This window comes from Trueperaceae bacterium (assembly GCA_036381035.1).
GTDB lineage: Bacteria > Deinococcota > Deinococci > Deinococcales > Trueperaceae > DASRWD01.
On record DASVDQ010000024.1, the window covers coordinates 54,975 to 74,277 of the forward strand.

Annotated in this window: 21 protein-coding genes; 9 read left to right on the forward strand and 12 right to left on the reverse strand. The window is 75.2% G+C overall.

What is annotated here, in order from left to right:
- Window positions 1-4 precede the first annotated feature (4 nt).
- Both VF202_03440 and VF202_03445 read right to left on the reverse strand, forming a co-directional pair.
- The gene (locus VF202_03440) at window positions 5-1,045 is read right to left on the reverse strand and encodes a quinone-dependent dihydroorotate dehydrogenase (protein ID HEX7039149.1); all 1,041 of its coding nucleotides are present in this window, start codon (window positions 1,043-1,045) and stop codon (window positions 5-7) included.
- Window positions 1,046-1,049: 4 nt separating this feature from the next.
- Entirely contained in the window at window positions 1,050-1,784 is a 735-nt protein-coding gene (locus VF202_03445; GenBank protein ID HEX7039150.1) for an SDR family oxidoreductase, read from the reverse strand.
- A gap of 36 nt (window positions 1,785-1,820) precedes the next feature.
- Here VF202_03445 and VF202_03450 point away from each other — a divergent pair, with 36 nt between their 5' ends.
- Window positions 1,821-2,447: a histidine phosphatase family protein gene (locus VF202_03450; protein HEX7039151.1), complete on the forward strand. Its 627-nt coding sequence runs from the start codon at window positions 1,821-1,823 to the stop codon at window positions 2,445-2,447.
- Between the two features lie 141 nt (window positions 2,448-2,588).
- Here VF202_03450 and VF202_03455 read toward each other — a convergent pair whose 3' ends face one another.
- On the reverse strand, window positions 2,589-4,415 hold the full coding sequence (locus tag VF202_03455) for a PQQ-dependent sugar dehydrogenase (protein ID HEX7039152.1): 1,827 nt from the start codon (window positions 4,413-4,415) through the stop codon (window positions 2,589-2,591).
- An 85-nt stretch (window positions 4,416-4,500) separates the two neighbouring features.
- On the opposite strand from VF202_03455, the gene VF202_03460 reads away from it, so the two are divergent.
- Entirely contained in the window at window positions 4,501-5,277 is a 777-nt protein-coding gene (locus VF202_03460; protein HEX7039153.1) for a hypothetical protein, read from the forward strand.
- On the opposite strand, the gene VF202_03465 is transcribed toward VF202_03460, so the two are convergent.
- Entirely contained in the window at window positions 5,229-6,134 is a 906-nt protein-coding gene (locus tag VF202_03465) for a GNAT family N-acetyltransferase (GenBank protein ID HEX7039154.1), read from the reverse strand. The two genes, VF202_03460 and VF202_03465, sit on opposite strands and share 49 nt — an antisense overlap.
- Window positions 6,131-7,933: a translational GTPase TypA gene (typA, locus tag VF202_03470; GenBank protein ID HEX7039155.1), complete on the reverse strand. Its 1,803-nt coding sequence runs from the start codon at window positions 7,931-7,933 to the stop codon at window positions 6,131-6,133. The genes VF202_03465 and typA overlap by 4 nt, the downstream gene beginning before the upstream one ends.
- Window positions 7,934-8,019: 86 nt before the next feature.
- On the opposite strand from typA, the gene ubiE reads away from it, so the two are divergent.
- The 3 genes from ubiE to VF202_03485 are packed head-to-tail and all read left to right on the forward strand — an operon-like array spanning window position 8,020 to window position 10,122.
- Window positions 8,020-8,772 carry a bifunctional demethylmenaquinone methyltransferase/2-methoxy-6-polyprenyl-1,4-benzoquinol methylase UbiE gene (gene ubiE / locus VF202_03475; protein ID HEX7039156.1) on the forward strand — a complete coding sequence of 251 codons (753 nt, stop codon included), beginning with the start codon at window positions 8,020-8,022 and terminating at the stop codon, window positions 8,770-8,772.
- Complete coding sequence (locus VF202_03480; protein HEX7039157.1) at window positions 8,769-9,377, forward strand: hypothetical protein; 609 nt, start codon at window positions 8,769-8,771, stop codon at window positions 9,375-9,377. The genes ubiE and VF202_03480 overlap by 4 nt, the downstream gene beginning before the upstream one ends.
- A 34-nt stretch (window positions 9,378-9,411) precedes the next feature.
- The gene (locus VF202_03485; GenBank protein ID HEX7039158.1) at window positions 9,412-10,122 is read left to right on the forward strand and encodes an FAD-dependent oxidoreductase; all 711 of its coding nucleotides are present in this window, start codon (window positions 9,412-9,414) and stop codon (window positions 10,120-10,122) included.
- 83 nt (window positions 10,123-10,205) lie between these two features.
- Here VF202_03485 and VF202_03490 read toward each other — a convergent pair whose 3' ends face one another.
- Together VF202_03490 and VF202_03495 are read right to left on the reverse strand one after the other, a co-directional pair.
- Window positions 10,206-10,406 carry a hypothetical protein gene (locus tag VF202_03490; protein ID HEX7039159.1) on the reverse strand — a complete coding sequence of 67 codons (201 nt, stop codon included), beginning with the start codon at window positions 10,404-10,406 and terminating at the stop codon, window positions 10,206-10,208.
- Between the two features lie 8 nt (window positions 10,407-10,414).
- Window positions 10,415-11,302 carry a 1,4-dihydroxy-6-naphthoate synthase gene (locus VF202_03495; protein HEX7039160.1) on the reverse strand — a complete coding sequence of 296 codons (888 nt, stop codon included), beginning with the start codon at window positions 11,300-11,302 and terminating at the stop codon, window positions 10,415-10,417.
- Window positions 11,303-11,478: 176 nt separating this feature from the next.
- Between VF202_03495 and infC the strand changes: the two genes are divergently transcribed.
- Genes infC through rplT form a run of 3 tightly spaced genes read left to right on the forward strand, consistent with a single transcriptional unit; the run spans window position 11,479 to window position 12,614 of the window.
- Entirely contained in the window at window positions 11,479-12,009 is a 531-nt protein-coding gene (gene infC / locus VF202_03500) for a translation initiation factor IF-3 (protein ID HEX7039161.1), read from the forward strand.
- Between the two features lie 45 nt (window positions 12,010-12,054).
- Window positions 12,055-12,252, forward strand: a complete 198-nt coding sequence (rpmI, locus tag VF202_03505; GenBank protein ID HEX7039162.1) for a 50S ribosomal protein L35 — start codon at window positions 12,055-12,057, stop codon at window positions 12,250-12,252.
- 11 nt (window positions 12,253-12,263) lie between these two features.
- Window positions 12,264-12,614, forward strand: coding sequence for a 50S ribosomal protein L20 (gene rplT / locus VF202_03510; GenBank protein HEX7039163.1), 351 nt, complete (start codon window positions 12,264-12,266; stop codon window positions 12,612-12,614).
- 138 nt (window positions 12,615-12,752) lie between these two features.
- Here the strand turns inward: rplT and VF202_03515 are convergent, their stop codons facing one another.
- Window positions 12,753-13,730 (reverse strand): NAD(P)-dependent oxidoreductase, encoded by a 978-nt coding sequence (locus tag VF202_03515; protein ID HEX7039164.1) that lies wholly within the window; start codon window positions 13,728-13,730, stop codon window positions 12,753-12,755.
- Between the two features lie 161 nt (window positions 13,731-13,891).
- On the opposite strand from VF202_03515, the gene hisD reads away from it, so the two are divergent.
- Window positions 13,892-15,175: a histidinol dehydrogenase gene (hisD, locus tag VF202_03520; protein HEX7039165.1), complete on the forward strand. Its 1,284-nt coding sequence runs from the start codon at window positions 13,892-13,894 to the stop codon at window positions 15,173-15,175.
- Between the two features lies 1 nt (window position 15,176).
- On the opposite strand, the gene VF202_03525 is transcribed toward hisD, so the two are convergent.
- The 4 genes from VF202_03525 to dxr all read right to left on the reverse strand — a co-directional run bounded on the left by VF202_03525 (window position 15,177) and on the right by dxr (window position 19,294).
- On the reverse strand, window positions 15,177-15,833 hold the full coding sequence (locus tag VF202_03525) for a glycosyltransferase (protein ID HEX7039166.1): 657 nt from the start codon (window positions 15,831-15,833) through the stop codon (window positions 15,177-15,179).
- A 7-nt stretch (window positions 15,834-15,840) separates the two neighbouring features.
- Window positions 15,841-16,917 carry a M50 family metallopeptidase gene (locus VF202_03530; protein HEX7039167.1) on the reverse strand — a complete coding sequence of 359 codons (1,077 nt, stop codon included), beginning with the start codon at window positions 16,915-16,917 and terminating at the stop codon, window positions 15,841-15,843.
- A 62-nt stretch (window positions 16,918-16,979) separates the two neighbouring features.
- Window positions 16,980-18,149 (reverse strand): site-2 protease family protein, encoded by a 1,170-nt coding sequence (locus VF202_03535; GenBank protein ID HEX7039168.1) that lies wholly within the window; start codon window positions 18,147-18,149, stop codon window positions 16,980-16,982.
- Entirely contained in the window at window positions 18,146-19,294 is a 1,149-nt protein-coding gene (gene dxr / locus VF202_03540) for a 1-deoxy-D-xylulose-5-phosphate reductoisomerase (protein HEX7039169.1), read from the reverse strand. Before dxr ends, VF202_03535 begins: the two co-directional genes overlap by 4 nt.
- Window positions 19,295-19,303 lie beyond the last annotated feature (9 nt).

Below are 19,303 nucleotides of genomic sequence, written 5' to 3' on the forward strand. Positions count from 1 at the left end.
CGCCCTAGGCCCCGCGCCGCGCGGCGAGGCCGCGGCACAGGCGCCCCGGGAGCGCGGGGCCCTCGTAGACGAACGCCGTGTAGACCTGCACCAGCGTCGCGCCGGCCGCCAGGCGCTCCGCCACGTCGGACGCGTCCCACACCCCGCCCACCGACACGAGCGGCAGACGCGTCGCCGAGGCCAGCGTCCGCAGCGCCGCCAGGGCCCGCGGCGCCAGCGGCCGGCCGGAGAGGCCGCCCTGCTCGGGGGCGTGAGGCGAGCGCAGCGGCGGACGCGACGTCGTCGTGTTCGTCGCCACGATGCCGGCGGCGCCCTCCTCCTCGGCGGCGCGAGCGGCGGCGGCCAGCCCCTCGTCCGGGAGGTCGGGCGCCAGCTTCACCAGTACCGGCTTCTCGCCGCGCTGGCTCGCGACCGCGCGCGCCGCGCGCAGCACGGACCGGAGTGGCCCAGCGGCCTGCAGGTCCCGCAGGCCCGGCGTGTTCGGCGACGAGACGTTGAGCACCAGGTAGTCCGCGGCGTCCCACACGGCGCGTAGCGCCCTGGCGTAGTCCTCCGGCGCCTCCTCGTCAGGCACCGCACGCGACCTCCCGACGTTCACGCCCACGGGCGGCAGCCGGTCGCCGTGGGCCTCCTTCGCGCGCAGGACGTGCCGGGCCAGCGCGGCGGCGCCGCCGTTGTTGAAGCCCATGCGGTTGATGAGCGCCTCGTCCTCGACGAGCCGGAACAGGCGCGGGCGCGGGTTGCCCGGCTGGGGGAGGGCCGTGACCGTGCCGACCTCGACGGAGCCGAAGCCCAGCGCCGCCAGCGCCGGCACCGCGACGCCGTCCTTGTCGAGGCCGGCGGCCAGGCCCACGGGGTTGGGGAAGGTGAGGCCGAAGGCGCGGGTCTGCAGGGCCGGGTCGTCCGCGCCGCGGGCGAACGAGCCCAGCGCGCGCAGGGCCAGGCGCGAGCGCGAGGCCAGGGCCAGTCCCCGCATCGTCAGCTCGTGGGCGCGCTCCGCTCCCAGGCGGAACAGCGCGGGACGCGCCAGGCGGTAGAGGTCCACGCCCTCAGCCGCGGCGCGGCTGCGTGGGCCTGATCTCGACCTTGCTGGGCAGCGTCCTGTGCGGCATGTGGTAGAGGTAGAGCACGGTGGCGGCGATGTCCTCCGGCTGGATCTTCCAGGCGTCGGCCTCGGTGACCCGGCGGTCGTTGAAGCCCGTGGCCACCGACCCGGGCAGGACCGTGCTGACGCGCACGCCGCGCTCGCGCAGGTCGAGCATCGCCGCCTGCGTGAAGCCCACGAGGCCGAACTTGCTGGCGTTGTAGGCGGCGCCGCCGGCGAAGAAGTTGATGCCGGCGAGGCTGGCGATCGTGACGATCATGCCGCGCGTGCGCAGCAGCGCGGGCACGGCGGCCTTGAACCCGTAGAAGACGCCCGTGAGGTTCGTGTCGATGACCCGCGACCACTGCTCGGGCTCGAGCTCGTCGACCGGCGCGAACACGCCGATGCCGGCGTTGGCCACGAACAGGTCGAGCCGCCCGAGCTCGCGCTCGACCCGCGCCACCGCCGCCTGCTGGGCGGGGAGGTCCCTGACGTCGAACGGCACGGCCAGCACGCGTCCGGGGTGCTCGCGGCCCAGGCGCTCCGCGACGCCCTCTAGGCGGCCGGCGTCGCGCCCGTTGACGGCCACGGCCATGCCCTCGGCCAGCAGCGCCTCGGCGATCGCGAGCCCGATGCCGCGGCTCGCGCCGGTGACGAGGGCGACCTCCTGGACGTCGTTCCCCTGGCTCGAGCGGGCCATGCCGAAGGCTAACACGGCCCTGTTACACTCGCTCACGTGCTGCTGCGCCTGACGCTGATCCGGCACGCTCTCACGGACTGGAACGCGTCAGGGCGCTTCCAGGGCGTCGCCGACGTGGAGCTGAACCGCGAGGGCAGGGAGCAGGCGAGGCGCCTGGCCGCCTACGTCGCCCGCCTCGAGCCCGACGCCGTGGTGTACGCGAGCCCACTGAGGCGCGCGGTGGAGACCGCGACGATCGCCTTCCCGGGACGCGAGCTGCGCCTGGATGAGCGGCTCAAGGAGATCGACTTCGGCGAGTTCGAGGGCAAGACGCAGGCCGAGAACGAGCGCCACCCCGGCTGGGCGGAGTGGAGCCTCGACCCCTACTCCCGCAGGGCGCCGGGCGGCGAGTCGTACGCGCTCTTGAGGGAGCGCGCCGTCGCCTGGATGGACGAGGTCGTGGCCTCGAGCGCGCCCCACGTCGTGGCCGTGACGCACTCAGGCACGATCCAGATGCTCCTGGCGCACGTCCTCGGCGTCGAGCGGGTGCGCTGGCGCAAGCGCATCTACCTCAGGCACGCCAGCGTGAGCCGGGTCCTCTTCCGCGGCGACGAGGTCCTGGTCGAGCGGGTGAACGACACGCGGCACCTGTCGCGCGAGGGCGGCGACCCCTTCCTCGACTGACCCCTGGCGCGACCCAGCCCCTCGTAGACGCGGGTCGCGCGGCGCCCCGGCCACCGACGGACCGCCTCTCCTGCGACGCGGCGGACCCGGCCCGCGCGGCGGAGCGACCGGCGCGCGAGCGGGACCCCGGCCCCGAGCGGGCTACTCGCGCCGCGCGGTGGCCTCGCCGCGGGCCGCGCGCGCGGCCGCCGGCCCGGTCCGCGGCGCGCGCCCGGCCGCCAGAGCGCCGAGCAGCGCCAGGACGCCGCTGGCGCCGACCAGGGCGCCCACCGTCAGCTCCAGCCAGTTCGCCAGCAGCAGCTCCCAGGCCCGCTCCAGGAGCGGCCCGCCGCCGACGTTCACCCTCAGCACGGCGAACAGCTCGGCGCGGGCGGCCTCGGCCTGGTCCGGCGTGAGGCCGAGGTCCGGCATCTGGCGTCCCGGGTCGTCGAAACGGGGCTCGAGCAGCATGTTCTTCAGCCACACGTAGGTCCGCTGGCGTCCGTGCGCCGCCAGGACCTGCGCCCGCGCCTCGTTCGTGCGGGCGTAGGGGTCGCGCGGGTCCGCCATCAGGGCCCGCAGGCGCTCCTCGTACGGACGCGAGTTCAGGTACTCGGTGATGCGGTAGTTGAAGCCGAACTGGTCGAGGGTCGGCCCCACGCCGCCGCCCACGCCGGCGATCTCGTGGCAGCCCGTGCAGCCCAGGTCGTCGAGGACGGTGAGCCTGGCGCGGACGGTCAGGCCCCACGTGGGCTTCGCGGGCACGGGGTGCGCGCGCTCCTCGTCGTAGTAGAGGCGCAGCACGACGCCGCCCAGGTCGCCCAGCCGGAGCATCGGCGTGAGGTAGAGGCCGTCCGGACCGACCGCCACGCCCGCGAAGTGCTGCGTGTTGGCCGCGCCGAGGTGCTGCACGAGGTAACGGGGCGGCGTCGCCGCCAGGCCCGCCTCGGTGGCGCCGCCGAAGTACGCGACGCCCGCGGGCACGTCCGCGGAGCCGAAGCCCGCGGCGACGTAGTGTCCGCCCCAGTCGGGCTGCATGAAGGGCGCCCGCGGCGGCACCCAGGCGAGCTGCACGGGCGAGAACGGCTCGGAGAACACGACCTCGGCGTGGGCCGCCAGACCGTCGTCGGTCCCGGACCACAGGTGGTCGAGGCCGCGCGTGACGGGCACGAACCTGTCGAGGTCGACGCCGCTCTCGGCCACCACTAGCCGCCCGCCGTCGTGGCCCAGCGCGAAGGGGTTGCGGAAGCCCTTGGCGAAGACGTACGCCTCAGGTCCGGAAGAGCCGAACGGCGGCTCGGGGCAGGGCCCGCCATCCAGGTCCATGCACAGGACCTTGCCCAGCAGCACGTCCGGCCGCGAGGCCGTGTCGGGGTCCCCGCCGTCGCCGACGCCGACGTAGAGGCGTCCGTCGACGACGACGCAGTCGCCGACCTGGTGCGCCGGCGCCGACTGGAACTCGGCCAGCAGCGGCAGGAGCTCGGCGGAGCCGGTGGCCTCGAGCCCGTGGCCGCGGCGCTCGAACGTGAACCTGACGACGCGGTTGCGGACGATGCCGCCCTCGTCCGGGTCGGTGAAGGTCGCGAACAGGTAGCCGCGCTCGGGGGCGAGGCAGAGGCCCGCCAGGCCCTGCTGGCTGGCGCCGTCGAGCCTCTCGTCCTGGGCGCCGTAGGTGGGCACGGTGGCGAAGAGCTGCGTCGCGCCGGAGCGCGTGACGACCCTGATGTCGCCCCTCAGCTCGGCCACGAAGTAGAAGGGCGCGTCGGGGTCGTCCTCGGCGTCGGGGATGAACTCGATCGCGGTGGGCAGCGTCAGGCCGCTGGCGTGCACCTCCAGCGCGTAGCCGCGCGCGACGCCGAGCTGGGCCAGCGGGTCGCTCCCTGCCGCCGCGCGAGCGGCGCTCGGGGACGTCGCGGCGGCCAGGGCCAACGCCGCGAACCAGATGGCGGCTGCCGGCGCGGGACGCCGGGAGCGTCGGCTTGCTGCCACGCCCGGACCGTAGCACGGCCCCGCGGCCGGTCGCGGGGCGCGCCTCTCGACGCTGGCGCTCGGGGGCCGGTGGTACGCTCGCGCCGTGGTCGTCGCGGCCAGGGGGGAGGAGCTGGCGCCCGGAGCGCTGGAGGGGCCGTTCGTGGTGGTCCTGCCGGGCTTCACGGGCACCGTGGGCGAGCTGGCGCACGCGCTGCGCTCGCGGGCCCTCGCCCCGGGCGACGTCGACCTCTACCGTCTCGTGCGCGGCTACCTCGACTTCTTCGAGCGGGCGGCGGCGCGCGACCTCGAGCTGGCGACCGAGGCGCTGCCCCGCGTGGCGCAGGTCGTGGAGCTGAAGCTGCGACTACTGCTGCCGCGACAGGCCGGGACCGGCGCGGAGGAGGGGGAGGAGCTGGCGCTCGAGGAGGCGCTCGAGGCCGTCGCGCTCCTCGAGGAGCTGGAGCACGCGATCGACTTCCTCAGGCGGCGCCGCGAGGAGCGGCGCCTCGTGCTGCCGGCGCGCGCGCCGCGTCCGCCCTACGCCCGCCCGCCGCGTCCCCTGCGGGCCTCGAAGGACGACCTGGCCCGGCTGGCCGGACGCTACCGCCTCGGCGGCTACTTCGAGATCGCGCTGCCGGGCGCCACCGTAGCCAGCGTCGCCGCCGAGCTGGCCAGGCGGCTGAAGCGCGCGGCGCGTGGCCTGCTCTTCGCCCTGCTGGGCGCCGAGGACTGGCGGTCGCGCACGCTGGCCTTCGCGGCGATGCTCGAGCTCGTCAGGCAGGGCAGGGTGAGGGCCACGCAGGCCGAGCCGTACGGACCCATCGAGGTCGCCTACGCCGGGGACGGGGACGGCGAGGCGGCCGACGAGACCGTGGCGTAGGAGTAGGCGTAGGCGCGCCGGAAGCCGAGGCGCTCGTAGAGGGCCACGGCGGAGGCGTTCGCCGCGGCCACCTGCAGGTAGGCGAGGTCGGCCCCCGCCACTCGCCCCCACGCGAGCAGCGCCCGCACGACGGCCGTGGCGACGCCGCGCCGGCGGCGCTGCGGCACGGTGAGCACGTCGAAGACCCCCAGGGTCCCGTCGGCGACGACCCCGAGGCCCAGCCCCGCTACCGCTCCGTCCAGCGCGGCGACGGCGAAGCGCCGCGGGAGCGGGGCCGCCGCCGCCAGGGCGAGGCGCGGCGGTCCCTCGGCGGAGGTGTGGTGCTCGAGGAACGCGGCCCGCCAGGCGTCGGGGACGTCCTCGGACAGCGCCACCGCGGCGCCCCCCTCGAGCTGGGACGCGCTCCCCGACGGCTCCGCGTCAGCGGCGCCGGAGCCCGCGACCGTGGCGCTCTCCGCCACGGACGCCCCGAGACCGTCCGCCCGACGCTGCGGCCCGTCGCCGTGCGGCCCCTCCAGGCCGCGGGCCATGACGAGCACGGGGCTCCGCGTCTCCCGCAGCCCCGGCTCGCCGAGCAGGTCCGGCGGCGTCAGGGGCGTGACGCGCAGCAGCGGCGGCAGGCCGCGGGCGCCGTAGGAGGCGGCGACCTCCGACGCGGGCGCCAGGTCCGCGGGGTCGGCGTACGGCGACACGGCGGCCGACGCCACGCGGCCCACCAGCCCGCCCGCGCCCCAGCGGCAGAGCCAGCCGCGCACCTCCCACTCGCTCTCGGCCGGGACGGCGCGGAGCGCGGCGCGCTCGAGCCGGCGCACGAGGGCGTCGTCCGCCGGCGCGGGTCGTGACCACGCGGTGGTCACGCCGCGGCCTTGGCCTCCTTCTTGCGCATCGTCGGGTCCAGGACGCGCTTGCGCAGGCGCAGCGACCGGGGCGTGACCTCGAGGAGCTCGTCGTCGGCGAGGTACTCGAGCGCCTCCTCCAGCGTGAGCCGGCGCGCCGGGGTGAGGATCAGGTTCTCGTCGGAGCCGGCGGCGCGCACGTTCGTGAGCTTCTTGTTCTTCGTGACGTTCACGTTCAGGTCGCCCTGCCGCGAGTGGGCGCCCACGATCATGCCCACGTACACCTCCGTGCCCGGCGTGATGAAGAAGGTGCCGCGGTCCTCGAGCTTGTAGAGCGAGTAGGCGAAGGCCTCGCCTGGCTCCATGGCCACGAGCGAGCCGTGGCTGCGCGTGCGCAGCTCGCCGGCGTAGGGCTCGTAGCCGTCGAAGACGTGCGAGAGCAGGCCCTCGCCCTGCGTCAGCGAGAGGAAGAGCGTGCGGAAGCCGAACAGGCCGCGGCTGGGCACGCGGAACTCCAGGCGGGCACGGGTCTCGCCCGGGTCCATGACCGTGAGGGCGCCCTTGCGCTCCGACAGCGCCTGGACCACCGACCCCATGGCCGACACGGGCACGTCGGCCACGACGCGCTCGTAGGGCTCGAGGCGGCGGCCGCCCTCCTCCCGCATGATCACCTCGGGCCGGCTGACGCTGAACTCGTAGCCCTCGCGCCTCATGGTCTCGATGAGGATCGAGAGGTGCAGCTCCCCGCGGCCCGAGACGCGGTAGCGCTCCCCGCCCAGCGGCTCGACGCGCAGGGCCACGTTGGTCAGCAGCTCGCGCTCGAGGCGGTCGGCGAGGTGGCGGCTCGTGACGTAGGCGCCCTCGCGGCCGGCGAAGGGGCTGGTGTTGGGGCTGAACGTCACGGCCACCGTGGGCTCGTCGACGGTCGGCGTGGGCAGGGTCTCGACGGCGTCGGGAGACGACACGGTGTCGCCGATGTTCACGGCCTCGAGGCCGGAGATCACGACGATGTCGCCGGGCTCCGCGCGCTCGGTCTCGACGCGGTCGAGCCCCAGGTGCGTGTAGACCTTGGTGACGCGGGCGCGCGTGAGCTCCTTGCCGCGGCCGGTCAGCGCCACGGGGTCGCCGGCGCTCACGCCGCCGCGCAGCACGCGGCCGAGCGCCAGGCGCCCCAGGTAGTCGGAGTAGTCGAGGTTCGCCACCTGCAGGAGGAACGGCGCGTTCCCGTCCCCCGAGGCGGGCGGCACGCGCTCGACGATCGTCTCGAAGAGCGCCACGAGGTCGCCGGCGGGCTCCTCGCCGTCGCGCCACGCCCGGCCCTCGCGCGCGACGGCGTGGAGGATGGGGAAGTCGAGCTGGTCGTCGTCGGCGCCGAGCTCGACCATGAGGTCGAAGGTCATGTTCACGACCGCGTCCGGTCTGGCGTCCTGACGGTCGACCTTGTTCACGACCACGATGGGCCTCAGGCCGCGCGCCAGCGCCTTCTTGAGCACGAAGCGGGTCTGCGGCATGGGCCCCTCGGCGGCGTCGACGAGCAGCAGCGCGCCGTCCACCATCGTCAGGGCCCGCTCGACCTCGCCGCCGAAGTCGGCGTGGCCGGGCGTGTCGACGATGTTGATCTTCGAGCCGTGCCATAGCACGGCGGTGTTCTTGGCGAGGATCGTGATGCCGCGCTCGCGCTCGATGTCGACGTTGTCCATCACGCGCTCGGGCACCTGCTGGTTGGCGCGGAAGACGTTCGACTGGCGCAGCATGCCGTCGACGAGCGTGGTCTTGCCGTGGTCGACGTGCGCGATGATGGCGACGTTGCGATGTTCCATGGGCTCCCAGTGGCCGGCGCTGAGGCCGCCGGCGCGACGGAGGAGTATAGCGGCAAGGCCGCCATGCCCGTGGTAACGTCGGCGCGATGCCGCGCGCGGCCGCCGGTCCGGTCGAAGGCGACGGGGCCGAGAGCGTGCGGGACATGTTCGCCCGCATCGCTCCCACCTACGACCTCCTCAACTCGCTGCTCAGCCTGGGGCTCGACGAGCGCTGGCGGCGCGAGGCCGCCGCGGCGGCCGTGGCCGGCGGCGCGAGGAGGGTCCTGGACGTCGCGACGGGCACGGGCAAGCTGGCGTTCGCGGTCAAGAGGGCCTGCCCGGCGTGCGCGGTGACGGGGGTCGACTTGGCCGCGCCGATGCTGCGGCTGGCGCGCGAGGCGGCCGCGCGGCGCGGCCTCGAGGTGAGCTTCCGGGAGGCCGACGGGACGGCGCTGCCGTTCCCGAGCGGGTCGTTCGACGCCGTCACGATCGGCTACGGGCTGCGGAACTTCGCCGACGTCGACGCGGGGCTGCGCGAGTTCAGGCGCGTGCTCGGGCCGGGCGGACGGCTCGTCGTCCTCGAGTTCCCGCCGCCGCCCGCTGGTGCCCTGGGCCGCGCGTTCAGGGTCTACTTCGAGCGCGTGCTGCCTCTCGTGGGCGGCGTCGTCTCGGGCAGCAGGTCGGCCTACGCCTACCTGCCGCGGACCGTGAAGGCGTTCCTCGACCCCGAGGGACTGAAAGATCGCATGGCGGCCGCGGGCTTCACCGGAGTGTCATACAGGCTGCAGACCTTCGGGGTGTCGGCCGTGCACGTCGGCGAGGTACCCTCAGGCCCGCACGGAGGCGTGGGACGAGCATGACAGAGAGGCACGACATCTTCATGGGGGCAGGCGGCATCGAGATCAACACCGACGGCGAGCTGCTGGGCCTCGGCGGCGGGGGCGACCTCTTCGACGCGCACGACAAGCGCTTCGGGCTGGCGATAAGCCACTTCAAGAACGCGGTGCGCGGGCGCGCCTACGACAACGAGTCGGTCGCGCTGCGCGTCGGCCGCTCCGGCTACTACGCCCAGTCGAAGCGCTTCCCGCTGGCGTTCTTCGGCGACTCGGCCCGCCCGGACGTCGCGGTCATCGACGCGGCCGAGGCGCGCTCGGTCGTGTGGGAGGCCGTGGCGCACTACCGCGCCGACGAGGCACAGTCCCTCGTGTGCGTCTACTCGACAGACGACGAGACGGACGTCTTCCTCGGCTACAAGGCCAGGGGCGGCATCGAGTACGAGTACGGGGTGCTCAAGGCCGACGTGCCGGTGCACCTGAGGGCGACGTTCGCCGCCGACGAGGTCGTGCCGGTGCTCGGGGCGCGCAGCGGCGTGCTCGTCTACCAGCGCACGAGGAGCGGCGAGCACGTGCTGCTGCGGGCCCGCGGACGCCGCACGCCGCTGCTCCGCGGCGACGTCCTGGGCTGAGCCCGCCCGCGTCGGTGGGGCGGCGCGACCGCCTATGAGCCCCTCTCCACGCGTCGTCGTCGTGGGCGCAGGCGTCACGGGCAGCGAGGCCGCCTACGCCGCTTCGCGCGCCGGCGCCGACGTCACGCTCGTCACCACGAGCCTCGACACCGTCTACTCCCTCGACGAGGACCCCGCCGCGGTGGAGGCGCCGCCGGGCAGCCTGCTCGCGTCGGCGCTCGGAGCGGGCGCGCGCTCGCGCTGGGACGTCCACCGGCGCGCCAAGTACGCCCTCGAGGCCCAGCCCGGCGTCCACCTGCTGCAGTCGACGGCCTCGGCTCTCCTCGTCGAGGGGGGCGCGGCGCGCGGCGTGGCGACCTGGGAGGGGGTGCCGCGCCGCGGCGACAGGGTGGCGCTGTGCGTCGGCACGTTCCTGCGCGCGCGCCTCAGCGTGGGCGAGGTCGTCGAGCAGCAGGGCCGCCTCTCGGAGATGGCCTACGACGACCTCTACGAGGACCTCGCGGCCCGCGGGTTCGCGTTCGAGGAGCTCGCGCTGGAGGTCGCCGGCGTCGCCGGGTCGCTGCCGCACGCCGTGCGCACCGTGGCGTTCGCCCCGGCGGAGTGGTCCGCGGCGGAGCTGCGCCTGACGCGCGTGGACGACCTCTACGCCGCCGGCGCCTGCGTCGCGCGGCGCGGCGGTCCTCCCGACGCCGGCGCCTGCGTGGCCGAGGGCATGCGACTGGGGGTCGCTCTGGCGCGGACCTAGGCGGTCTGCGGGCCGTCCGGGGCCGCCCACTGGTCGCCGGTCCGTCCGGGGCCGCTCCGGCCCGCCGGCACCGGCGCGCGGCGCTACGCCGTCGGCGTGTCGGCGCGGGGCTCGGTGTAGGCCGTGATCTTCTCGAGGTCGTCGCCGAGCGCCCAGGCGACCTCCGGCCCGCGCGGCGTGGTCCTCACCAGGCGGTAGCGGTACGGGGGCTGCGGCTGCCGCAGCGTGATCACGTAGCGCTCGCCCTCGAACAGGACCTCCTCGCCGACGGTGAAGCTCGCCATGCCCGACGTTACCCCCGGTCCGCCGGCGCGGCGAGGGACGTTCCGCCGGCGGCGTGCACGGCGCCCCGCGGGGCGGGGAAGAGCCCGCGGGCGGCGCCGCGCGCGAGCAGCTCCCGCGCGGCGGCCTCGCCCTCGGGCCCCACGTCCAGCGAGTAGGCGTTCACGTACAGCTCGATGTGGCGGCGGCGCACGTCATCGTCCATCTCCTGCGCGTGCGCGGCGACGTAGGCGGCGGAGTCGCCCGGGCGGGCCAGCGCGTGCTCGAGGCTGGCGCGGACGAGCGCGCCGAGGCGGGCGATCACCCGGGGGCCCAGCGAGCGCTTCACGGCGATGCCACCGAGCGGCACGAGGTGCCCCACCTCCTGCTCCCACCACTCCCCGAGGTCGCGCAGCGCGTGCAGGCCGTAGCGCGGGTAGGTGAAGCGGCTCTCGTGGATGATCAGGCCGGCGTCGTAGCGGCCCGCGGCGACGCCGGGCATGATCGCGTCGTAGCGCACGACCTCGGTCCTCAGGTCGTCGCGCCACAGGGCGAGGAGGAGCCGCGCCGTGGTGGTGCCGCCCGGGACCGCCACGGTGCTCCCGGCCAGGTCCAGGTCCGGCTCCCTGGCGACGACGAGCGGTCCGACGCCGCGCCCCAGCGCCCCGCCGGAGCGGAGCAGCACCCAGTCGTCGGCGAGGTGTCCGTAGGCGTGGTAGCTCACCTTGGCCACGTCTAGCTCGCCGGCGAGCGCGGCTCGGTTCAGCGCGTCGATGTCCATGAGCGCGACCTCGAACTCGAGGGGCTCCTCGCCCGGCTCGCCGGCCTGGGCGGCGCTGTTCGCCAGCAGGCCGGCCTGCAGGGCGTGGAAGACGAACGTGTCGTTGGGGCAGGGCGAGTAGCCGAGGCGCAGGCGCATCGTGCCTCCCAAGCTACCAGCGGGGCGGGGGCCGCGGGCGCCGTGCGGCACGCTTCCTCCGGCCCGCCCGCGTCTGCTAGAGTGGAGCGCTCGCGCTGGCGCCGACCAGGCCGAAGGGGCCGGGGGCGCCGCGCGGACGTCCCCGTGGAGGTGGATTCATAGCGAGAGAACTGAAGGTGAACGAACAGATCCGGGTCAGGCAGGTGCGTCTCATCGGCGCCGACGGTGAGCAGATCGGCATCGTCGACACGAGGGACGCGCTGAAGCGTGCCCGGGAGGAGGACCTCGACCTCGTGCTCGTGGGCGAGACGGCGCAGCCGCCCGTCGCCAAGCTCCTCGACTACGGCCGCTACCGCTTCGAGCAGCAGCAGCAGGTCAAGGAGGCGCGCAAGCGCTCCCGCCAACAGGAGATGAAGTCGATCAAGTTCCGCGTGAAGATCGACGACCACGACTACGAGACGAAGGTCAACCACATTCGCCGGTTCCTCAAGGCCGGGCACAAGGTGAAGGTCACGATCATGTTCCGCGGACGCGAGCGCACGCACCCCGAGCTGGGTCAGGGCATCCTGAACCGCGTCGCGGCCGACGTCAGCGAGCTCGCCGCCGTCGACTCGGCGCCGATGATCGCCGGCATGGACATGAACATGATCCTGCGCCCGACGGTGACGCCGGAGAAGGTCCGTTCAGAAGCCTTGGTCGAGTCGTGAAGACCACCTCGAGACGGTAGGAAGACGACAGGAGAAGGAAGACGCATGCCTAAGCTGAAGACCCACAAGGGCACCAAAGCCCGTGTCAAGATCACTGGGCGAGGTAAGGTCAAGGCCATGCGCTCCGGCAAGCGGCACCTGAACTACAAGAAGTCGGGTACCCGCATCCGCCAGGGGCGCACGGACCTGGTCGTGGACGAGTCGGAAGTCAAGCGCATCAAGGCGCTGCTTCCGTACGACTGAGGTAGCGGCCCATGCCACGCGCCAAGACCGGCACCGTCCGCCGCCGCCGCCACGCGAAGGTCCTCAAGCGCGCCAAGGGCTACTGGGGGCTGCGGTCGAAGTCCGTCCGCGTCGCCACCCAGACGCTCCTCAACGCCGCCGACTACGCCTACCGCGACCGCCGCGACAGGAAGGCCGAGTTCCGCCGCCTGTGGATCGCGCGCATCAACGCCGCGGCCAGGCAGGAGGGCGTGACGTACTCGCGCCTCGTCGCCGGCCTGCGCAAGGCGGGCATCGCTCTCGACCGCAAGGTCTTAGCCGACCTCGCCGTGCGCGAACCGGCGGCCTTCAAGGCGCTCGTCGAGAAGGCCAAGTCGGCCTGAGCCTCACGCACGCGTAGACCTCGGCGCCCGGGGCGACCCGGGCGCTTCGCCGTGGCCGCGCCGGCGTCCGGCGCGCGTCGCCGGGGGACGCCTCGCGCCCGTCGGCCGCGCGCCCCGGGCGCGGGCCCCGGTCGTCCGTCAGTACCCCGCCGCCACGTCGACGAGGTTGCGCTCCTCGCCCCGCGTCAGCGCCGCCAGCGTGTCGAGCACGTCGCGGGCGGCCGCCGTGCGCCAGCCCATCAGGTCGTTGGCGCTGTGGGGCGTCATGACCACGTTGGGCAGGTCGGCGAACGGGAAGCGCGAGGGCGGCGTCGCCGACCGCTCCTCCTCGCCGCGCGGGTAGACCCACCAGACGTCCAGCCCCGCGCCGAAGACCCGCCCCTCGGCCAGCGTCCGGTACAGCGCCTCCTCGTCGATGACGGCGCCGCGGCCCACGTTCACGAGGATCGCCGTCTCCTTCAGCGCCGCCAGCTCCCGCTCCCCGATCAGCCCGCGCGTCTCGTCGGTGAGGGGCAGCGTGCAGAGCACGACGTCGGCCCCCGCCAGCGCCTCGAGCAGGCCGTCGCGGCCGACCTGGGGGACTTCGCCGCCTGGTGCGGGCCGCCGCCGGAACGCGACGAGCTCGAGGCCCAGCGCCCTCAGGGCCGGTGCCGCGGCCCTGGCGATGGACCCGTAGCCGAGGAGCAGCGCGCGCTTGCCGCGCAGGAAGACGCCGCGGCCGGGGGTCGTGCGCTCGGGCGGCCCCCAGTCGCCGCGGCGCAGCGCCGCGTCGTTCCACACCACGCGGTTCGCCACGGCGAGCAGGAGCGCCACGACGTGCTGGGCGACCATGGCGTCGTTGAAGTGGGAGTTGTGGGCCCGCAGGTGCGGGCGGGAGAGCAGGTAGCCGCGCAGCCTGGCGCCCAGGCCGGCGTAGGGCACGACGACCCGCTCGAGGCGCTCGCCGTCGAGCAGCTCCTCGGGCGGCCCGCCGTCGACGAGCACCTGCGGCCAGTCGCGCAGCGCCAGCGCCCGCTCGTGGTCGGTCTCGATCCTCAGCTCCACGCCGGGCGGCGGCGCGAGGTCGCGCGCCGCCTCGCCGGACAGCCTGTGCGTCCACAGCACCTTCAGCGCCATCCGAGGATGCTACCGCGCGCCCGGCCGCGCGTGCCGCACGCCTCACGGCGCGCCGGGCGGCCGGGAGCGGGGCGGACGCTCCCCGCGCCCCGCGCGCACACGGCGGTCCGGCGGCCTGGGCGTCGCCCCGGCTAGCCGCCCGCCCGGTATCGTTGGCCGCCATGAGGCTGGTCGAGGGCACGCGCGCGGCGCTGGAGTGGTGCGAGGGCAGGCTGCGGGGCCGGTGGGGCGCGGCGAGCCGCGGCGCCGTGGCCGCGGCGGTGGCGGACGTCTTGGAGCGCGTGCGCGCGGGCGGCGAGGCGGCGGTGCTCGAGCTCACGGAGCGGTTCGACGGCGTGGCCCGCGAGAGGGTCCTGGTGGACGCCGCCGAGCTCGAGGCCGGCGCCGCGCGCGTGCCGGCCGGGCTGAGGCGGGCGATCGACGAGGCGATGGCCAGGGTCGAGGCGTACTACCGCGCCCAGCCGACGGGCGGGTTCGAGGTCGTCGACGGCGACTCGCGCCTCGGCGCCCTGACGGTCCCGCTCGACGCGGTGGGCTGCTACGTGCCGGGCGGCACGGCGCCCCTGTTCTCGAGCCTCTACATGACCGCCGTGCCCGCCAGGGTCGCCGGCGTGAGGACGCTGGTGGCGGCCACGCCGCCGCGCCCCGACGGGTCGGTCCCCGACGAGGTCGCCTACGTGGCGCTGGCGCTGGGGATGACGGCGGTGGCCGCCGTCGGCGGCGCGCAGGCCGTGGCCGCGCTGTCGTTCGGGGCCGGTGTGCCGCGCGTGGACAAGGTCGTGGGGCCGGGCAACGCCTACGTGACCGAGGCGAAGCGCCAGCTCTTCGGGTTCGTCGGCGTCGAGTCGCTGGCGGGCCCCACGGAGACGCTGGTGCTGGCCGACGGGAGCGCCGACCCCCGGCACGCGGCCGCGGACCTCGTGGCCCAGGCCGAGCACGCCGGCGCCGAACCGGTGCTGGTGACGACGAGCGAGCGCCTGTGGCGCGAGGCGCCGCGGCTGGCCGAGGAGCTGGCGGCCGCGCTGCCGACGGCGCCCGCGGCCCTCGAGTCGCTGCGCGAGCGGGGCGTGAGCGTGCTCGTCGAGGACCTCGCGGGCGGGGTCGCGGTGCTGAACGCCTTCGCGCCCGAGCACGCCTGCCTGCTGCTCGACGACCCCTGGCCCGTCGCCAGGGAGGTGAGGCACGCCGGAGGGCTCTTCGTCGGCCACCGCAGCATGGAGGCGCTCGGCGACTACCTCGCGGGCCCCAGCCACGTGATGCCCACCGGCGCGACGGCGCGGTTCCTCAGCTTCGTGTCTGTGCGCGACTTCCAGCGGGTCCTGCCGTACGTGCAGGCCGGCCCCGAGCTGCTGGCGCGCGTGGGCCGTCACGCCGCGTCGCTGGCGCGCGCCGAGGGGCTCGAGGGCCACGCGCGCGCCGTCGAGAGCCGCCTCGAGGAGGAGTAGGTCAGCGCCGCCAGCGGGGCCTGAGCAGGGCGGCGACGATGTCGCCGTACATGCGCGCCCGCGAGCCGAGGCCCTTGAGCAGGCCGCGCTTCTCCTCCTTCATGACCTGCGAGACCCCGGGCAGCGGCACGTCGACGAAGCGCCAGCCGCAGCGGATCGCGTGCCTGGTGATCGCGACCTCGACGCCGTAGCGGCTGTCGCCCAGGCCGGGCACCGCGAGCAGCGCCTCGCGCCGCAGCGCCCGCTGGCCCGAGAGCTGCGGGGTGACGCGCTGGGCGAGGCTGGTCCTGAAGCGCCCGCCCGTGAAGATGCCGCGCGTCATGTCGACCTCGCCGGAGAGCACCGGAGCGGCCAGCGCGCGCACGTGCTCGGCGCGCAGGCCCACGAGGTCGGCGTCCAGGAGCACCAGCACCTCCTCGCGGACGGCCATCGCTCCGGCCTGCAGGGCACCGCCCTTGCCGCGGTTATGGCCGAGGCGCACGACGTCGGCCCCGGCGGCCATAGCGGCCTCGGCGGTGCCGTCGACGGAGCCGTCGTCGACGACGACGACCGCACCCACGCCGGCGGACAGCGCCGTGCGCGCGACGCGGCCCACGGTGGCGGCCTCGTTGTAGGCGGGGACCACCACGCACGCCGCGGCCATGGCGGCCGCGGGCACCGCGGCCTCAGCCGGCGAGGAGCGCCCCGATCTCACGGAAGGTGATCAGCACGATCAGCGCCAGGACGGCCATGACGCCGATGAAGTGGATCGCCTCCTCCTGGCCGGGGCGGAACGGGCGTCCGCGCGCCGCGACCACGGTGGCGAGGAGCATCCGCCCGCCGTCGAGGCCGGGTATCGGCAGGAGGTTGAAGACGGCGAGGGAGAAGTTGATGACCGCGGCCAGGAGCACGACGGGGGCGAGGCCCACCTTCGTGGCCTGGTTCACCATGCCGACCATGCCCACGGGTCCGGCGACGTCGGAGTTCTCCGCGCCGGTCAGGGCCGCCGCGAAGCCGCTCAGGAAGCCGCCGACCATGCGCGGGATCACGCGCACGCCGAACGCCAGCGTCTGCGGCAGCGCGTCGAGGAACGCCACAGGCTCGACGAGCGCGGTGATCTGGATGCCGAGTAGGGGCGGCTCGCCGGCGCCCTCCACGGGCCAGGGCGTCGCGAGCTCGAGGGTCTCATCGCCGCGGCGCACGGTGAGCCTCAGCTCGTCGGCGGTCCGCACCTGCTCGACGACCACGTCGGGCCCCGGCCCCTCGACGCCGTTGAGGGCCACGATCGTGTCCCCGCGCCGCAGGCCGAGGGACTCGGCCGGCGAGCCCTCCGTCACCGCCTCGATCACCGAGCCGTGCGCCGCCACTGGCGCGCCCGTGACGACCTCGCGGTAGGTGGGCTCGAGGCCGATGGCCCACGCCAGCAGCACGGCGCCCAGCAGGTAGTTCGCGATCACGCCGCCCACCAGGACCCACAGCTTGGCGCCGAGGCCCTTCGCGGCCATGCCCTCGTCGGGGTGCTCGAGCCGACCGTCCTCCGCGACCTTGGGCGCCATGCCCGGCAGGTCGACGTAGCCGCCCAGGGGCAGCAGCGACAGGCGCCACTCGGTGCCGCGCCAGCGGCGCCTGAGCAGCACGGGACCCACGCCGACGCTGAACGCCCTGACCGGCACGCCCACGGAGCGCGCGTTCAGGTAGTGGGCCAGCTCGTGGACGACCACGGCGCTGGTGAGGATCAGTGCGAAGGTGACCGCTGTGAGCATGAGTCCTCTCGGGGCGTCATGAGGCCCCGCGCCAGTATGGCAGACGCTCCGCGCGGGGCCCGTCAGCCGCGCCGCAGGGCGGCGATCACGTCGGTCTTGCCGACGATGCCCACGAGCCTCCCCGTCGGGTCCACGACGCACAGGCGGCCGAGCTCGCTGCTCGCCAGCGCCGCCAGGACCTCCACGGCGGAGAGGCCCGGCCTCACGACGTCGGCGGGGCGCATCACGTCCTCGACCGTGGCGCCCTGACCCTCCTCACCGTCCTCCAGCGCGGCGATCGCCTCGGACAGGAAGGCGTAGCCGAGGAGCCTGCCGCCCGCGTCCACGACGGGGTAGCCGGCGTGGCGGCCGAAGTGGCGCAGGCGCACGAACTGGCCCAGCGCCATGTCGGGGTCGACGGCCTGGGGGCGAGGGGTCATGAGGTCCTCGGCGGTGAGGCCGGCCAGCGCGTGCTCCAGGTAGGCTGCCTGCGCCTCCGAGCGCCCGGCCTCGTAGACGAAGAACGCCAGCAGCACGAGGAAGAGCTGGCCGCTGACCACGCCGTAGAAGCCCATGAGGGCGGCCAGCGCGGCGCTTATCGCGACCGCGACGTTGGTCGCGCGCAGCCTCGGCATCGCCAGCGCCAGGAGGCTGCGGAGCACGCGCCCGCCGTCGAGGGGTATCGCCGGGAGGAGGTTGAAGAGGGCGAGCCCGACGTTCGTGATGCCCAGGTAGGCGACGACCGTGGTGGCCGTCGAGCCCAGCGGGACGGAGGGGAGGGCCAGCCACAGCAGCGCGCCGAGGGCCAGGCTCGTCGCCGGTCCGGCCAGCGCGACGATCGCCTCGGCGCCGCGGCGGCGCGGCAGGTCCTTGAACTGGGCCACGCCGCCGAGGAACCACAGGCGTATCTCGAGCGTCCGCACGCCGTAGAGGCGCGCGACCACGGCGTGTCCGAGCTCGTGCACGAGGACGCTGGCGAACAGGCCGAGGGCGGCGACGAGGCCCACCAGCCAGGCGACCGACTCGGACTGTCCCGGCACGAGGCGACGCGCCAGGTCGGGGTCGCGGAGCAGCGCGACCTGCCTGAGCTGGGCCGTGAACTCGGGGAGCTGGGAACCGATCACGTAGGCGAACAGCGGCAGTGCCAGCAGGAACGTGACGTCGAGGCGCACCGGCACGCCGAGGAGCCGGAACGGCAGCAGGATCCCGCCGCGCCGCGTCTGGCGGGGTCCGGGCTCGGCGTCCACGCTCACGCCCTCCCGGCGGGCGCGCCGGTCAGGCGGGCGACGAGCCCCGACGCCACCTCCCTGGCGTGGGCGTCGGCCTGCGGCAGGGCGTCCCAGGAGAGCCGGTCCTCCGGCGCGGCGGCGAGGGTACCGGCGATCACCTCGGGCACGCCCGTGAACGGCAGGCGTCCCGCCAGGAAGGCGTCGACCGCGACCTCGTCGGCGGCGCTCAGGTAGGCGGGCGCCAGGCCGCCGCGGCGCCCCGCCTCGTAGGCCAGCCGCAGGCAGGGGAAGCGCCGCTCGTCTGGCGGCTCGAAGCGCCAGGTGCCGACGAGGCGGAGGGGCTCGAGCAGCGACGGCGGACGCTCGGGGGCGAGGGCGTACATGATCGGCAGGCGCATGTCGTGCGGGCCGACCTGGGCCTTGAGGCTGCCGTCCCTGAACCTGACCAGGCCGTGGACGAGGGACTCGGGGTGCACGACGACCTCGATCGCGCCGAGCGGCACGTCGAACAGGAAGTGGGCCTCCAGCACCTCGAGGCCCTTGTTGAGGAGGGTGGCGGAGTCGACGGTCACCTTCGGGCCCATCGACCAGTTCGGGTGGCTCAGCGCCTGCTGCGGCGTGACCGTGGAGAGGTCGGCCGGGCCCGTCCGGAACGGCCCCCCGGAGGCCGTGAGCACGAGGCCGGCGACGGCGTCGCGGGGCTCGCCGACGAGGCACTGGAACAGCGCCGAGTGCTCGGAGTCGACCGGGGTGATCCGCCCGCCGTGAGCGCCCGCCAGCTCCCGCATCAGCGGTCCGGCGACGACCATCGCCTCCTTGTTCGCCAGGGCGACGTGGCGCCCCGCCGCGAGGGCCGCGGCCGTCGGCCGCAGGCCGGCCATGCCGGTGATCGCGGCGACGACCGTGTCCACCTCGAGGGCGGCGACCTCCTCGGCGCCCTCCACGCCCGCGGCCAGGCGCGTGCCCGGCGGCAGGTGGGGGCGCACGAGGTCGGCGACCTCGGGGGCGCAGCTCACGAGCTCGGGCCTCAGCTCGGAGGCCTGGGCCAGGAGCCCGTCGACGTCGCGCCAGGCCGCCAGGCCGCGCACGCGCAGGCCGAGGTGGCGCGCGACGTCGAGGGTCTGCGTGCCGATCGAGCCCGTCGAGCCCAGGACGGCGATCGTGCCCATCGCTGGAAT

Coding starts and splice junctions, on each gene's coding strand:
- VF202_03530 (HEX7039167.1), bottom strand. CDS start 16,917: ATGCTCACAGCGGTCACCTTCGCACTGATCCTCACCAGCGCCGTGGTC.
- VF202_03515 (HEX7039164.1), bottom strand. CDS start 13,730: ATGGCGCTGAAGGTGCTGTGGACGCACAGGCTGTCCGGCGAGGCGGCG.
- rpmI (HEX7039162.1), top strand. CDS start 12,055: ATGCCTAAGCTGAAGACCCACAAGGGCACCAAAGCCCGTGTCAAGATC.
- VF202_03490 (HEX7039159.1), bottom strand. CDS start 10,406: ATGGCGAGCTTCACCGTCGGCGAGGAGGTCCTGTTCGAGGGCGAGCGC.
- ubiE (HEX7039156.1), top strand. CDS start 8,020: ATGCCGCGCGCGGCCGCCGGTCCGGTCGAAGGCGACGGGGCCGAGAGC.
- VF202_03495 (HEX7039160.1), bottom strand. CDS start 11,302: ATGCGCCTGCGCCTCGGCTACTCGCCCTGCCCCAACGACACGTTCGTC.
- VF202_03480 (HEX7039157.1), top strand. CDS start 8,769: ATGACAGAGAGGCACGACATCTTCATGGGGGCAGGCGGCATCGAGATC.
- VF202_03485 (HEX7039158.1), top strand. CDS start 9,412: ATGAGCCCCTCTCCACGCGTCGTCGTCGTGGGCGCAGGCGTCACGGGC.
- rplT (HEX7039163.1), top strand. CDS start 12,264: ATGCCACGCGCCAAGACCGGCACCGTCCGCCGCCGCCGCCACGCGAAG.
- typA (HEX7039155.1), bottom strand. CDS start 7,933: ATGGAACATCGCAACGTCGCCATCATCGCGCACGTCGACCACGGCAAG.
- VF202_03445 (HEX7039150.1), bottom strand. CDS start 1,784: ATGGCCCGCTCGAGCCAGGGGAACGACGTCCAGGAGGTCGCCCTCGTC.
- dxr (HEX7039169.1), bottom strand. CDS start 19,294: ATGGGCACGATCGCCGTCCTGGGCTCGACGGGCTCGATCGGCACGCAG.
- hisD (HEX7039165.1), top strand. CDS start 13,892: ATGAGGCTGGTCGAGGGCACGCGCGCGGCGCTGGAGTGGTGCGAGGGC.